Annotated in this window: 10 protein-coding genes; 8 read left to right on the top strand and 2 right to left on the bottom strand. The window is 75.3% G+C overall.

The features are described from left to right. Positions 1-23: 23 nt before the first annotated feature. Both KME80_RS20325 and KME80_RS20320 read right to left on the bottom strand, forming a co-directional pair. A complete protein-coding gene (locus KME80_RS20325; RefSeq protein WP_219507404.1) occupies positions 24-992 on the bottom strand; it encodes an aldo/keto reductase in 969 nt (322 codons plus the stop codon). A 10-nt stretch (positions 993-1002) separates the two neighbouring features. Further along, complete coding sequence (locus KME80_RS20320; protein WP_219507402.1) at positions 1003-4659, bottom strand: nSTAND1 domain-containing NTPase; 3657 nt, start codon at positions 4657-4659, stop codon at positions 1003-1005. A gap of 155 nt (positions 4660-4814) precedes the next feature. On the opposite strand from KME80_RS20320, the gene KME80_RS20315 reads away from it, so the two are divergent. From KME80_RS20315 to KME80_RS20280, 8 genes are all read left to right on the top strand, one after another. Continuing rightward, the gene (locus KME80_RS20315; RefSeq protein WP_219507400.1) at positions 4815-5672 is read left to right on the top strand and encodes a hypothetical protein; all 858 of its coding nucleotides are present in this window, start codon (positions 4815-4817) and stop codon (positions 5670-5672) included. Positions 5673-5716: 44 nt separating this feature from the next. Next, positions 5717-6151 carry a peptidase inhibitor family I36 protein gene (locus tag KME80_RS20310; RefSeq protein WP_219507399.1) on the top strand — a complete coding sequence of 145 codons (435 nt, stop codon included), beginning with the start codon at positions 5717-5719 and terminating at the stop codon, positions 6149-6151. Positions 6152-6284: 133 nt separating this feature from the next. Further along, a complete protein-coding gene (locus tag KME80_RS20305) occupies positions 6285-7979 on the top strand; it encodes an AMP-binding protein (protein ID WP_219507397.1) in 1695 nt (564 codons plus the stop codon). A 116-nt stretch (positions 7980-8095) separates the two neighbouring features. After that, positions 8096-9220 carry a sensor histidine kinase gene (locus KME80_RS52780; RefSeq protein ID WP_219507396.1) on the top strand — a complete coding sequence of 375 codons (1125 nt, stop codon included), beginning with the start codon at positions 8096-8098 and terminating at the stop codon, positions 9218-9220. 93 nt (positions 9221-9313) lie between these two features. Beyond that, positions 9314-11893 (top strand): class III lanthionine synthetase LanKC, encoded by a 2580-nt coding sequence (lanKC, locus tag KME80_RS20295; RefSeq protein WP_219507394.1) that lies wholly within the window; start codon positions 9314-9316, stop codon positions 11891-11893. After that, a complete protein-coding gene (locus tag KME80_RS20290) occupies positions 11865-11996 on the top strand; it encodes a SapB/AmfS family lanthipeptide (RefSeq protein WP_156325919.1) in 132 nt (43 codons plus the stop codon). The genes lanKC and KME80_RS20290 overlap by 29 nt, the downstream gene beginning before the upstream one ends. A 79-nt stretch (positions 11997-12075) precedes the next feature. Next, a complete protein-coding gene (locus tag KME80_RS20285) occupies positions 12076-14211 on the top strand; it encodes an ABC transporter transmembrane domain-containing protein (RefSeq protein ID WP_219507393.1) in 2136 nt (711 codons plus the stop codon). Next, on the top strand, positions 14208-14942 hold a 735-nt coding region (locus KME80_RS20280), incomplete at its 3' end, for an ABC transporter ATP-binding protein (protein ID WP_504739717.1). The genes KME80_RS20285 and KME80_RS20280, both read left to right, overlap by 4 nt.

Raw genomic sequence — 14942 nt, 5'->3', positions numbered from 1 at the left:
CCCCGTGCCCAGCCCTCTCCCGGCTAGAAACGCACCTCGCGGGGGCGATACGGTTCGGACAGGAAGGTGAGCTCCTTGTCCGACAGCCGGACGTCCACCGCGGCCACCGCGTCGTCGACGTGGCGGTCCTTGGTGGCGCCCACGATCGGCGCCGTCACGCCGGGCCGGTGCAGCAGCCAGGCGAGCGCGACCTGCGCCGGCGGCAGCCCGCGCTCGCGCGCCACCTCGGCGACCCGGTCCACGATCGCCTGGTCGGCGTCCGGCTCGTACAGGTAGCCGATGCGCTCGTCGGAGCCGGCCCGCGAGGTCGCCGAGGCCGACCCGGCACGCGCCAGCACGCCGCGCGCCAGCGGGCTCCACGGGATCACGCCCACCCCCTGGTCAGCGCAGAGCGGCAGCATCTCCCGCTCCTCCTCCCGGTAGAGCAGGTTGTAGTGGTTCTGCATCGAGACGAACTTCGTCCACCCGTTGCGCTCGGCGACGTGCTGCGCCTTGGCGAACTGCCACGCCCACATGGAGGAGGCGCCCAGGTAGCGGGCCTTGCCGGCCTTGACCACCTCGTGCAGGGCCTCCATCGTCTCCTCGATCGGCGTCTCGTCGTCCCAGCGGTGGATCTGGTAGAGGTCGACGTGGTCGGTGCCGAGGCGGGTCAGTGAGGCGTCGACAGCGGCGTGGATGTGCTTGCGCGACAGCCCCCGGTCGTTGACGCCGCGCCCCATCGGGAAATAGACCTTGGTGGCGAGCACGTAGTCCTCACGCCGCGCGAAGACGCGGCGCAGCAGGTTGCCGGTCACGACCTCGCTGGCCCCGGCGCTGTAGTAGTCGGCGGTGTCGAAGAACACGACCCCGGCGTCGGCCGCGCGGCGCACGATCGGCTCGGCCTGCTCCTCCGTCAGCGCCCACTCCTGCTTGGCCGGGTCGCCGTAGCTCATCATGCCGAGACAGACCCGCGAGACCTTCAAGCCGCTGTCACCCAAGCGCATGTATTCCATGCGGCCCACACTAGGGCTCGGGGCAGAGCGGCTGGGCGGGCAGACCCGGGAAGTGCTGGGACCACTCGTCGGCGGTGATCGGCGGGCTGGCGGTCGCGCAGATCCGCGCCGCCGTCCGCTCCGGGTCGGTGGCCCACAGCTTGGCCGTCCAGTCCTCGCCCGCCGTGACGAGCGTCCGCCCGTCGGGGGCGTACGCGACGGCGTCGACCGGCTTGGCGTGGCCGCGCAGCGTCGCCAGTCTGGCGCGGCCGGCCACGTCCCACAGCACGGCGGTCCGGTCGGAGCTCGCCGTCGCCAGGACGCGGCCGTCCGGGCTGAACGCGACCGACTTGACCGCGTCCGTGTAGCCGTCGAGCACCGCGACGCGCCTGGGCGCGGCGGGGTCGGCGACGTCCCACAGCATGACGCGGCGGTCGGAGCCCGCGGTGGCCAGCGTCCGGCCGTCGGGGCTGAACGCCACGGACTTGACCGCGTCCTCGTGGCCGTGGCTGAACGAGAGCAGCCGCCCCGAGACGTCCCACAGGCGCACGCTGTGGTCGGCGCTCGCGGTGGCGACGAGGCTGCCGGTCGTCGCCACGTCGTTGACCGGCCCGGCGTGCCCGCGCAGCGTGACCAGGCGGGCGCGGGCCGGGGCGTCCCACAGCGCGGCGGTGCCGTCGGAGCTCGCCACGGCCAGCAGCCGGCCGCCGGGGCCGAACGCCACCGACTCCACCGCGTCCGGGTGCTCGGCCAGCACGGCCGAGGTGCGTTCGCGCAGGTTCCACAGCCGGGCCGTCCCGTCGGCGCTGGCGCTGGCCAGCGTCCGGCCGTCGGGGCTGAAGTCCACCGCGTTGACCGGGCCGTCGTGCCCGCGCAGCACCCGCGACGTGCGCTCGCGCACGCTCCACAGCCGGATCGTCCGGTCGTAGCCGCCGGTCGCCAGGGTGCGGCCGTCGGGGCTGAACGCCGCCCCGTAGACGGAGCTGCGGTGGCCGGTGAGCGTGTCGCCCGGCAGGTCCCACAGCCGCGTCGTCTGGTCCGCGCCGGCCGTGGCCAGCGTGCGCCCGGCGGAGGCGGCGGAGGTGACCGCGCCGGTGTGCCCGGCGAGCACGGCCAGCTCGCGCACCTCGCGCGGGTCGCCCACGTCCCACACCCGCACGGAGGCGTCGGCGCTGCCCGACACGAGCGCGTCGCCGGTGAACGCCAGCGAGCGCACCGCGTCGGTGTGCCCCTCGGCCGTGGCCAGCGGGCGGCCGTCGAGGTCCCACAGGCGCACGGTGCGGTCGTCGCCCGCCGTGGCCAGCGCGGACCCGGTGAACGCCACCGCGTGGACCGCGCCGGTGTGCCCCGCCAGCACGACCGGCGTACGGGTCCCGAGGTCCCACAACCGGGCGGTGCCGTCGGCCCCGGCGGAGGCGAGCGTGCGCCCGTCCGGGCCGAAGGCCAGCGCCGTCACGCCGCCGGAGTGGCCGTCGAGCGTGACCGGCTCGCCGCCGTCCAGGTCGTGCAGCCGGACGGCCCCGTCGGCGCCCGCGCTCGCCAGCGTCCGGCCGTCCGGGCCGAACGCGACCGCCCCGGCCCCGGCCTCGCCCGCCAGGCCCGGCAGCGGCGCGGGTCTGGCGGGATCGGTCGTGTCCCACAGCAGCACCGCGTCGCCGGCGCCCGCCGCCAGCGTGCGTCCGTCGGGGCTCAGCGCCGCCGAGACCGCGTCGGCGGTGAGGGCGGCCAGCGGGCGCGGGTGGCGCGGGTCGCGGGTGTCGGTGAGCCTGATCGTGCCGTCGGCGCCCGCCGTGGCGGCCAGCCGCCCGTCGCCGCTGAGCGTCACCGCCGTCACCGCGTCGCCGTGCCCGGTCAGCCGGGTCGCGTACGGGGTGCCGAACGCGCTGAGCAGGCTGCCGCGGGTCACCTCGTTCGCCGACAGCCGGTAGGCGGCCAGGCTGAGCTGCGCGGCCAGCGCAGGATCGGTGGCGCGCAGCGCCGCCGCCCGCTCGGCGACCCGCTGGGAGGTGGCGGTGTTGCGCTCGCGGGCCGCCTGCCGCTGGGCCGCGACGGCGACGGCGCTCGCGGCCACGGCCAGCACCAGCAGCGCGCTGAGCAGCACCACCAGCCGGCGCAGCCGCCGGACGCCGCGCCGGGCCGCCTCCTCCTGCGCCGCCTCGGCCGCCCGGCTCGCGGCCAGGAACTCGCGTTCGAGCGCGCTCAGCCTGCCGCCGGCCTCGGCCGCCGCCTCCAGCCGGACGCCCCGGTAGAGGGCGCTCGGGTCGCGGTCCAGCTCCCGCCAGGTCTGCGCGGCCTCGGTGAGCCGCCGGTGGGCGCGCAGCGCGTCGCGGTCCTCGGTCAGCCAGCCGTGCAGGCGCGGCCAGGAGCGGATCAGCGCCTCATGGGTGAGCTCGACGGCGCCGTCGTCGACGGTGATCAGCCGCTGCGCCGCCAGGCGGCCGAGCACCACCTCGGTGCCGGGGTCGCCCGCGTCGAGCTCGGCCAGGGTGACGCGCCGCCGGGTGTCCTCGGTGCCCTCGCCGAGCGCGGTGAGCCGCAGGAACAGGTCTCTGGCCAGCTCCTGCCCGGCCGGTCCGAGCCGGCCGTAGACGCGTTCGGCGGTGTGGGCGAGCGCGCCGTCGATCCCGCCCGCCGCCTGGAAGCCGGTCAGCGTGAGCGTGTTGCCGCGCCGTCGCCGCCACGTCTCCAGCAGCGCGTGCGACAGCAGCGGCAGCACGCCGACCCGGCCCCCGGCCTGCGCCACAAGCTCGACCAGCAGCGCCTGCTCGACCACGCAGCCGGCGCGCGTGGCGGGCGTGGTGATGGCCCGCCGCAGCTCGCCGGGCGTCATCGGGCCGAGCACGAGCGGGCGGTCCAGCTCGCCGCGCAGGGCCGGATGCCCGGCGCAGTGGGCGTGGAAGTCCGAGCGGACGCCCAGCACCACCCGGCACCGCGAGTTGCCCGCCCGCGCCGCCGTGACCAGCGCCTCGGCGAACCGGGCCCGCTCGGTCTCGTCGCGGCACAGGGTGAAGACCTCCTCGAACTGGTCGACGACGACCAGCAGGTCGCCCGGCGGGTCGCCGGCCGCCTGGCACGCGAACAGGTGCAGGGCGCGCGGCCCGGCGGCCAGGTCGGCGCGGATGCGCGCCGGGGACGCGCCCGTCAGGCGGGCGAGCTGGACGGCGCACTCCTCCAGCGGGTGCGCGCCGGGCGTGAGGATCATCGACCGGTGTGGCCAGCGCGCGAGCAGCCCGGCGCGCAGCAGCGACGACTTGCCCGCGCCCGAGGCGCCGAACACCGCGACGAGCCGATCAGCCTCCAGCCGCCTGGTCAGCTCGTCGGCGAACCGCTCCCGGCCGAAGAACAGATCGGCGTCCTCCTCCCGGAACGCCGACAGCCCCGCATAGGGCGCCCGCAGGTCCGGCTCGGGATCCTCGGCGGAAGCCAGCTCGGCCGCCGTGGCGTGCCAGCGCTTCTCCCACTCTGCGGCGTCGCCGCCGCACGCCGTCACGTAGGCCAGGGTCACCGCCAGGCTCGGCAGCCGCTGCCCGCTCGCCGCCCCCGACAGCGTCGCCAGCGAGTAATGGGCCCGCTTGGCCAGCTCCCGGTAGGTCGGCCCGCCCGCGCGCCGGCGCAGCTCACGCAGGTCCGCCGCGAACCTCACCAGCGCGTCGTCGCCGGGCGGCAGCGGGAGCTCACCTCGTGGCACGCCCACCCCCGTAGAGCCGGTCAAACCATTCTGCATCAGGGCCCTTTGTTCGTCATGTGTTTGTTCGGCGCCCGCCACCGACACCGAACAGGCCCCGCCGCGATAGGACCGGAGCGAACGGCCACGGCGACACGGGGAAACGGGGGTTCGGGGCCATGAGAGGCGTGCTCATCGCCTGTTGCGCGGTCATGGCGGCCGCCGCGACCGGATGCTCGGGCGGGGCGGCGGCGCAACCGCCCGCGCCGGCGCTGACCTGGCGGCAGGAGCTGCGGATCGCCGACGCCCAGCAGCGGCTGATCCGGCAGTGCATGAACCGGCACGGCTTCGGCTACTGGGAGGACCGGGAGCTGACGCTCCAGGAGAGCCGCCCGGTGCGCTACGTCCAGGACGACGTGGCCTGGGCGCGTGCCTACGGGTACGGCAGCCGGATCGGCGGCAAGGACGGGGACGACCCCAACGCCGCCTACCGGCGCGGCCTGCCGGAGGCCCAGCGCGCCGCGTTCGACGCCGCGCTCGACGGGGGCCGCGGCGCCCGCCTGCTCACCGCGCGGCTGCCGGGCGGCGGCGAGATCCGCAAACGCCTCGGCGGCTGCGGGGAGGAGGCCGACCGCGAGCTGTACGGCGACCCCGCCGAGTGGTTCCGCGTCAGCAAGGTCGCCATGAGCCTGGGCGCGCTCTACGGCGACGACCTCATGCGGGACGCCCGGCTCACCGCGGCGATACGGGCCTGGTCCCGGTGCATGAAGGCCGCGGGACACCCGTACGCCGACCCCCAGCAGGCCCGGGACGCCGTCCTGGGCCGTGGTCCCAGCGGCTTCGCGGCCGAGCGCGAGACCGCCGTCGCGGACGCGACCTGCGCCCGCGCGACCTCCCTGCGCGCCGTGGCCACGGCCCGGGAGGAGCACTACCGCGACCGCCTGCGCGACCGGTTCGGCGCCGACCTCGACGCCTACCGCAGGCTCGGCCTGCGGGCCTACGAGCGGGCGGTGCGCATCGTCCCGGAACGCCGCTGACCTTCACCGTCCACGCACCACCCACCCAACGAGAGGAAAGCACCATGCGCAAGATCACCATCTCGGCGATGCTCCTCGGCCTCGCCTGCCTCGGCGTCACCGTGCCCGCCACCGCCGCGCAGGCGGCGGGCGGCTGCGACGACGACTGGGGGCCGCGCAACGGCTACATGTACGCCTGGCAGGACCTCAACTGCGAGGGCACCCGGCTGATCGCCACCGCGGGCAACAGCTCGTACTGGGGCGCCGGGGCCACCGACAAGGCCTCGTCCGTGATGAACCGGGGCTTCACCGGCGGGCGTGACGCGGTCAAGTTCTACCAGGACATCAACCACGGCGGCGGCCACACCTGCCTGCTGGCGGGCGAGCTGTACGCCGACAACCTGACCGACAACCGGTTCAGCAACGGCGTCATCGTGAACGACAGGATCACCTCGCACAAGTGGGTGACTCCGGGCGAGTGCACGACGATCCTCACCTGACGCGGCCGGTGCGACGCGGGCGGTCCGGGGTGTCCCGGGCCGCCCGTCCGGCGTACGGGCGGGCCACGGGTGACAGATCGCGATCGGCGGTATGAGATGAGACGCAGCGCTGATCGACGAAGGAGTGCCCGACATGGACGTGACCGAGGCTTACAGGGCGAGCCGGGACCTGTTGCTGTCGCTGCGCGGTGAGCACGAGCGGGCGGTGGCCGAGTTCCGCTGGCCGGAGCTGGGCGACCGCTTCAACTGGGCGGTCGACTGGTTCGACGCCGTCGCCCGGGGCAACGACCGGCCGGCCCTGGTCATCGTGGAGGAGGACGGCACCGTCACCGAGCGCGGCTACGAGGAGATGTCCCGCGCCTCCGACCGGCTGGCGTCGTGGCTGGCGGCCCGCGGGGTGTCCAAGGGCGACCCGGTCATGCTCATGCTGGGCAACCAGGTCGAGCTGTGGGAGTCGATGCTGGCGGTGATGAAGCTGGGCGCGGTCATCCTGCCCGCCACCACCGCGCTCACCACCGCCGACCTGGCCGACCGGATCGAGCGCAGCGGCGCCCGGCACGTCGTCTGCAACGCCGCCGACACCGGCCGCTTCGCCGGCGTGCCCGGCGGCTACACGCGCATCAGCGTCGGACCGGCCGACGGCTGGGCCGACCTCAGGCAGGCCGCCGCGCTCACGTGGGAGCCGATCCCGCACCCCGGCACCGCGACCGGCGACCCGGTGCTGCTCTACTTCACCTCCGGCACGACGTCGCGGCCGAAGCTGGTCGAGCACACGCAGGTGTCGTACCCGGTCGGGCACCTGTCCACCCTGTACTTCATCGGCGTGCGGCCCGGCGACGTGCACCTCAACATCTCGGCCCCGGGATGGGCGAAACACGCCTGGTCGTGCTTCTTCGCGCCGTGGATCGCCGAGGCGACGATCTTCGTCTACAACTACCGCCGGTTCGACGCGGCGGCGCTGCTCGCCCAGCTGCGCGAGCGCGGCGTCAACACCTTCTGCGCCCCGCCGACCGTGTGGCGCATGCTCATCAACGCCGACCTGGGGGAGCGGCCCCCCGGCCTGCGCGAGGTCATCGGCGCGGGCGAGCCGCTCAACCCGGAGGTCATCGAGCAGGTGCGCCGGGCCTGGGGGCTGACCATCCGCGACGGCTTCGGCCAGACCGAGACCGCCGCCCAGGTCGGCAACACCCCCGGCTCGCCGGTGAAGCCCGGCTCGATGGGCCGCCCGCTGCCCGGCGTCCCCGTGGTGCTGGTCGACCCCGTCACCGGCCGGCCGCTGGACGGGCCGGGCGAGGGCGAGATCTGCCTCGACCTGGCGCGCGGGCCCGTCCCGCTCATGCGCGGCTACCAGGGCGACCCCGGCCGCACCGCCGAGGCGATGGCCGGCGGCCACTACCACACCGGTGACGTGGCGACCGTGGACGAGGACGGCTACATCTTCTACGTGGGCCGCACCGACGACGTGTTCAAGGCCAGCGACTACAAGATCAGCCCGTTCGAGCTGGAGTCGGTGCTCATCGAGCATCCCGCGGTGGCCGAGAGCGCCGTCGTCCCGGCCCCCGACCCGGTCCGCACGGCCGTGCCCAAGGCGTACGTCACGCTCGCCCCGGGCTACGAGCCGACCAGGGAGACCGCGTACTCGATCCTCAAGCACGCCCGCGACCACCTGAACCCGTTCCAGCGCGTCCGGCGCCTGGAGTTCGCCGAGCTGCCCAAGACGGTCTCCGGGAAAATCCGCCGCGTCGAGCTGCGGACCCGCGAGGCCGAGCTGCCCGGCGGCGCCGCCACGGAGTGGCGTGACGACCAGTTCCCCGAACTGAAGGGCTGAGCACGACCTGAGGTGTGCAACACCGGCCCGGTCGGGTCCGATGGGTAAGAGGCGGGGGTGGTGGGCGCTCTCGCGACGGTACGGTCCTGTCGGGTCAGCCGCATGGCGGGGGACGGGTGGAAGAGACACGTGGCGTTCGCCGGTCGCGCTCCTGGACGGCCGGTCCCTCGTCCCCGTTGTGGACGGGCGGCATCGGGCTGACGGCCGGGCTGCTCGGCGTCTCCGTGGCGGTGCAGTCGAGCCTGGCGGGGAGCGGGCGGGAACTGGCCGGGTCGGTGACCTTGCTGGTGCTGCTGGCCGTGCACGCCAGGTTCGTGCTCGGGCTGCTGACCGGCGGCAGCCCGGGGTGGTGGGCGGCCGGGCTGCAGTCGTGGCTGACCTACCTGCCGCTGCCGCTGTTCGGGGCGGCGTGGACGCCCGTGTGCGGGCTGCTCGCCGGGGCGCTGCTGCTGGCCGCCGACCGGATCCGCTCGTTCGTGCTGGTCGCGCTGGCGCTGGTCACCGGCCCGCTGCTGCTGGCCGCGCCCGACCAGGCGTCGGTGGACCTCGGGTGGGCGGTCTCCGCGCCGGTGGTCGGGCTGGCCGAGTTCGCGGTCGTGAGCCTGGCCGTGCGGGCGCACCGCCTGTCGGAGGCGCGCACCGAGATGATCGGCAAGGCCGTGTCGTTCGAGCGCCGCCGCTTCACCCGCGACCTGCACGACCTGGTCGGCCACCGGCTCACCGTCCTGGTGCTGAAGGTGCAGCTCATCCAGCGGCTGCTGCGCGACGACCTGGACAAGTGCGAGAACGAGGTGCACGAGACGCTCGCGCTGGCGCGCGGGCTGGCCGCCGACGTCCGCGCGGTCGCCCACGGCGTACGGCGCTCGTCGCTGGAGCGGGAGCTGAGCTCGGCCCGCGCGCTGCTGGAGTCGGTCGGGGTGCGCTGCCAGGTCAAGGTGTCGTGCCGTGAGCTGCCGTGGGAGGTCGCCGAGGCGCTCACCCACGCGCTGCGCGAGGGCGTGACGAACGTGCTGCGCCACGCCACCGCCCGCGAGTGCGTCGTGCACCTGCTGGAACGTGACGGCCTGGTGCGCCTGTCGATCCGCAACGACGGCGTCGGCCCGCCGCGCAAGCCGGGAGACGCCGGCCAGGGGCTGCTCAACCTGGCCGAACGCGTGTCGGTGCTCGGCGGCTGGCTGGAGGCCACGGCCCTGCGCAGCGGCGAATTCACATTCACCGTATATCTCCCACGCGCCTTATAGTGAAAAATTCACAAATGCGAATTAAATTGCCACACATCAGTCATGTTATGTGTTACTAGACGCAATCCGGGCTTGGCGGGCAATCTCTAACGCATGGATCAGTATGAGCTGTACTGCCTGGCCGACAGATTGTTCTACGACAATCTCGACCACAGCGCAGCCGATGGCGCGGAATTCCCCCGCCGGCCCGTGCCGGAGGGCTGGTTTCATGACACGACCGACACCTGGTGCTATTACGCCCCCACCGGTGAGCCGCCCCTGCCCGCCCAGGGCTGGAAGATCCACGTGTCCGCCCGCGCCGACGACGCCGAGCGCGCCATAGCCGCCGTCTGGGACTACTGCGTCCCGCGCGGCATCGCGTTCAAGTTCCTGCGCGGCGCGCCCGTCCTGATCATGCTGAACTCCAAGGCCGCCTCCCGCGCCTCCAGCGGCAAACTCGTCACGATCTACCCGCGCGACGAGGGCCAGCTCGAACTCGTCCTGAAGGAGCTCGACGAGCTGCTGCGCGGGGTGCGGGGCCCGTACATCCTCAGCGACCTGCGCTACGGCGACGGCCCGCTGTACGTGCGCTACGGCGGGTTCGCCGAGCGGCACTGCCTGTCCGGCTCCGGCGAGCGCGTGCTCGCCGTCGAGGACGGCGGCGGCAAGCTCGTGCCCGACGTGCGCGGCGCCACCTTCACGGTGCCCCCCTGGACGACGCTGCCCGGCTTCCTCGAACCCCACCTGGCCGCGCGCAACGCCGTCACCACGAGCGGGCTCCCGTACACGATCGAGAGCGTCCTGCACTTCTCCAACGGCGGCGGCGTCTACCTGGCCCGCGACACGGGCACCGGGGAGCGGGTCGTCCTCAAGGAGGCCAGGCCGCACGCCGGGCTGGACGCCGCCGGCCGCGACGCCGTCGCCCGCCTGGAGCACGAACGCGACATCCTGGAACGCCTCGACGGGCTCAGCGCCGCGCCCGGCCTGCGCGGCTACTTCACGCTCGGCGAGCACCACTTCCTCGTGCAGGAGTTCGTCGACGGGACGCCGCTGCAACGCCGGCTCGTCCACCGCTACCCGCTCACCCGCGCCACCTGCACCGACGCCGACCTCGCCGACTACACGCGCTGGGCGCTCGACACCCTCGACCAGGTCGAGGCGGCCGTGGACGAGCTGCACGGGCGCGGCGTGGTCTTCGGCGACCTGCACCCGGACAACATCCTGCTCACCGACGACGGCCGGGTCGTGCTCATCGACTACGAGGTGGCCACCCTCACCGGCGACGGCGCCCGCGCCGCGCTCGCCCACCCCGCCTTCGCCGCGCCCCCCGACCGGCAGGGCGCCGACGTCGACAGGTACGCGCTCGCCTGCCTGCGGCTCGGCCTGTTCGCCCCGCAGTGCACGATCATGCTGCCGCTGCACCGGCCCAAGGTCGCCCACCTCGGCGAGCTCGTCACCGAGACCTTCCCCGTGCCCCGCGAGAGCGTGACCCGCGCCGTCGCCACGATCCTCGGCGGCGAAACCGAGACCCCGCCCCCGCCGCTGCCCGGCGTCACCCCCTGGCCGCACCTGCGCGACGCCATGGTCAAGGCCATCCGCGCCAGCGCCACCCCCGGACGCGACGACCGGCTCTTCCCCGGCGACGTGGCCCAGTTCAAGCCCGGCGGCGGCCTCAACCTCGCCACCGGCGCCGCCGGAGTCCTGTACGCGCTGGAGGCCACCGGCGCCGGCCGCTTCCCCGAATACGAGGAGTGGCTGCTCGCCCGCGCCCTGCGGCCCGCCCCAGGCTCCGGCCTCGGCCTCTACGACGGCCTGCACGGCATCGCGTACGTCCTGGACCGGCTCGGCCACCGCCAGACCGCGCTCGACACCATCGGCATCAGCCTGCGCGAGCACTGGGAAGGCCTCGAACCGGCGCTGCACTCCGGACTGTCCGGCCTCGGCCTCACCTTCTTCCACCTCGGCTTCCCCGACGAGGCCCGCCGCGCCGTCGAACTGTGCGCCGACCGGCTCGGCGGCCCCGACGACGTGCCCGAGCTCAGCGGCGGCGACAACCCACGCGCCGGCCTCATGTACGGCTCGTCCGGGCCCGCCCTGCTCTTCCTCCACGCCTACGAGCGCACCGGCGACACCGCGCTGCTCGACCTGGCCGCCACCGCGCTCCGCCAGGACCTGCGCCGCTGCCGCCGCGCCGAGGACGGCTCCCTCCAGGTGAACCAGGGCTGGCGGCTGCTGCCCTACCTCGACGAGGGATCCGTCGGCATCGCCCTCGTCCTCGCCCGCTACCTCACCCACCGCCCCGGCGACGAACTCGCCGGCGAGCTGGACGCGCTGCGCCTCGTCGCACGCTCCGGCTTCTTCGTCCAGTCCGGGCTGTTCACCGGCCGCGCCGGCATCGTCGCCGCGCTCGCCGGAGACCCCCTGGCCGACGAGCACGTCAAGGCACTGAGCTGGCACGCCCTGCCCCACGCGGGCGGGCTCGCCTTCCCCGGAGACCAGCTCCTGCGCCTGTCCATGGATTTCGCGACCGGAACGGCCGGCGTCCTGTTCGCCCTCGGCACCGTGCACGGCACGGGGCACGCGGAGCGGACCGTCCGACTGCCGTTCCTTGAGGCCGCACCCGAGCGGCCTGTCCCCGACGAGCCTCGGAAGGAGGTGTCTTCACATGGTTCTTCTCGACCTGCAGGGTCTTGAGGCTCCCGCGGCCAGCGACGTGGCCAGCGGCGGCAGCACGCTCACGGTTCTCACGTGTCACTCCGGCAAGCCCAGCAACCTGAGTGTCGCCATCTGCCACTAGATCCTGTGGCACGGGTCCCCGCACCGCAGGTGCCGGCGCGGGGACCCGCTCACCTTCATGCCCCCCGAGGAGACGACGGATGCAGGCCGCAGACCGGCTCGTGCTCGACACGGTACGGCGCGGCGGGCCCTGGCCCGCGATCCTCGCCGTCACCGCGATCACCGGCGCCGCCGCCGAACTCGCCCTGCCCTACCTCGTGGGCCGCACCGTCGACGCCTTCACCGCCGCCGCCCCCCAGCAGACGTTCTGGCTCGCGCTCAGCGCCGCCGTCGTCGCCGCCGTCATGCTCTGCGAGAGCCTCGGCGTCTGGGCCCGCGGCGCCAGCGCCGCCCACGCCGCCGCCGGACTCCGCCTGCGCCTCCTGCGCCACGTCCTCGCCGCCGGCCTGCCCGTGACCCGCCGCTACCCCGGCGGCGAGCTCGTCACCCGCACCGGGCTCAACACCGAGGAAGTCGGCCGCGCCCCCGAAGCCGTCACCGGCGCCCTCGCCCCGCTCGTCCCCACCGTGGGCGCACTCGTCGCCCTCGTCCTCATCGACCCGCGGCTCGCCGCCGCCCTCGCCGCCGGCGTGGTCGCCATCCTGCTCGTCCTGCGCGCCTTCCTGCGCACCACCACCGCCGTCGCCGGCGGCTACCAGGAGGTCCAGGGCGAGATCGCCGCCCGCCTCGTCGACGCGCTCGGCGGCGCCCGCACCATCACCGCCGCCGGCACCGCCGACCGCGAGGCCCGCCGCGTCCTCGGCCCCCTGCCCCGCCTGCGCGCCCGCGGCCTCGGACTGTGGCGCGCCAACGCCACCGCCGGCGTCCAGGCGGGCCTCGTCGTGCCCGTCGTCGAGATCGCCGTCCTCGCCGCCGGCGGGCTCCTGCTCGCCGCCGGCGACCTCACGATCGGCGAACTCTACGCCGCCGCCCGCTACGCCGTCCTCGGCGCCGCCCTCAGCGGCGCCCTCGGCTACCTCGGCGGCCTCGCCCGCGCCCGCTCCGCCGCCGCCCGCGTCGCCGAGCTCTTCACCCTCCCCACCCCCCACTACGGCACCCACCCCTTACCGCCGTACCCTCCCAAGCCTTCCGGCACGGCCGGCGGGGCCGCCTCCGGCCGCACCCCCGGCACCCTTGAGTTCCGGTCCGTCACCGCCGCCGGGCTCGCCGTCCCCGAGCTGGTCATCCCCGGCGGCACCGTCACCGCCGTCGTCGGCCGCTCCGGATCAGGCAAGTCCCTGCTCGCCGCCCTCGCCGCCCGCCTCGCCGACCCGTCCGGCGGCGCCGTTCTCCTCGACGGCGTCCCCCTCACCGAGCTGCCCCGCCGCACCCTGCGCCGGGCCATCGGGTACGCCGTCGAACGCCCGGTCCTGACCGGCGACACCATCGCCGACGCCCTCACCCCGTACCCCGGCCCCTCCGGCGACGACCTGACCGAGCACGTCGCCGAGGCGGCACGCGCCGCCTGCGCGGACTCCTTCGTACGGCGGCTGCCGGACGGCTACGACACCCCGCTCGCCGACGCCCCCATGTCCGGCGGCGAACGCCAGCGCCTCGGCCTCGCCCGCGCGTTCGCCCGCGGCGAGCGGCTCCTCGTGCTGGACGACGCCACCTCCAGCCTCGACACCGTCACCGAACGCCAGGTCGCCCGCGCCCTCACCGAGGACCCGCGCGGCCGCACCCGCCTCATCGTCGCCCACCGCCTCGCCACGGCCGCCCGCGCCGACCAGGTCATCTGGCTCGACAACGGCGCCGTCCGCGCCACCGGCCCCCACCACGACCTCTGGCAGGACCCCGCCTACCGGGCCATCTTCCAGTCCACCCCCCACCCCACGGACGCCCCCGCCGCCTCGGGCAAGGACCACCCCCCGCCCCCGCCCCGAGCGCGCGAGGGCTTCGCGGACGGCCCTCCGGCCCCCGCTCCCTGCCGGGACGGTCACCTTCCGGGTGGCGCGCCTGTCGCGGGGGAGGGCCGCGCGGGCGGTCCTCCCACCCCCGCTCCCCGCAGGGACGGTTACCTCGGCGGTCCTGCCGCCTCGGGGGAGGACCGGGCGGCGCCCGCTCCCGGCCAGGGTGAGGGCTTGGCGGGCGGCCCTTCGGCCCCCGCTTCCCGCCGGGACGGCCGCCTTGCGGGCGATGCCTTCACCTCGGGGGAGGGCCGGGGGGCGGCTGTTCCCCATCAGGGGCAGGGTGGGCTGGCGCCTCGGCAAAGCGGGGGGTTCGGTGGTGGGCGGTGAGGGGGGTGGTGTGGGGGGCGCTGCGGCGGGAGCCGCGGCTGCTGGTGAGGATCGGCGTGTGGTCGCTGCTGGAGGCGGCCCCGGCGGTGCTCATCGGGCATGCCGTCGCGCGCGCCATCGAGGACGGGTTCGCCGCCGGGAGCCCCGGGACGGGCCTGGTGTGGCTGGCCGCGCTGGGCGCCGCGTGGGCGCTGGCGGCCGTGGCCGCGCGCCAGGTGGTGCTCGCCGTCGCCGGGATCGCCGAGCCGTTCCGCGACGACCTGCTCACCCGGGTCGTCGAGGACGCCGTGCACGCCCGCGAGCCCCGCGACAGCGCGGCCGTCGCGCGGGCCGGGCTGCAGGTGGAGCTGGCCAGGGACGCGTTCGCCGCCGTCGTCACCACCGTGCGCGGGTTCGCGTTCACGGTGGCGGGGGTGGTGATCGGCCTGTCGACGCTGGTGCCGGGCGCGCTCGTGCTCGTGCTGCCCGCGTTCGTGGCGGGGCTGGTGCTGTTCCTGGCGTCGCTGCCGGCGCTCGCCCGGCGGCAGCGCGCGTTCCTGGTGGCCGACGAGGAGCTGTCCGACGCGATGACCGGCCTGGCGGGTGGCCTGCGCGACATCGTGGCCTGCGGGGACGAGGACCGCGCCGACGCCCGTCTGTCCGCGCGCGTCGCCCGGCAGGCCGCCGCGGCCCGGTCGCTGGCCAGGATGACGGCGGTGCGCACCGCCGCGCTCGCCGTCGGCGGCTGGCTG

The organism is Nonomuraea ceibae, from assembly GCF_019396325.1.
In the GTDB taxonomy this organism is placed as follows: domain Bacteria; phylum Actinomycetota; class Actinomycetes; order Streptosporangiales; family Streptosporangiaceae; genus Nonomuraea; species Nonomuraea ceibae.
Note: the sequence above shows the minus strand (reverse complement) of the source record. Positions and strands in the feature narration are given on the sequence as shown.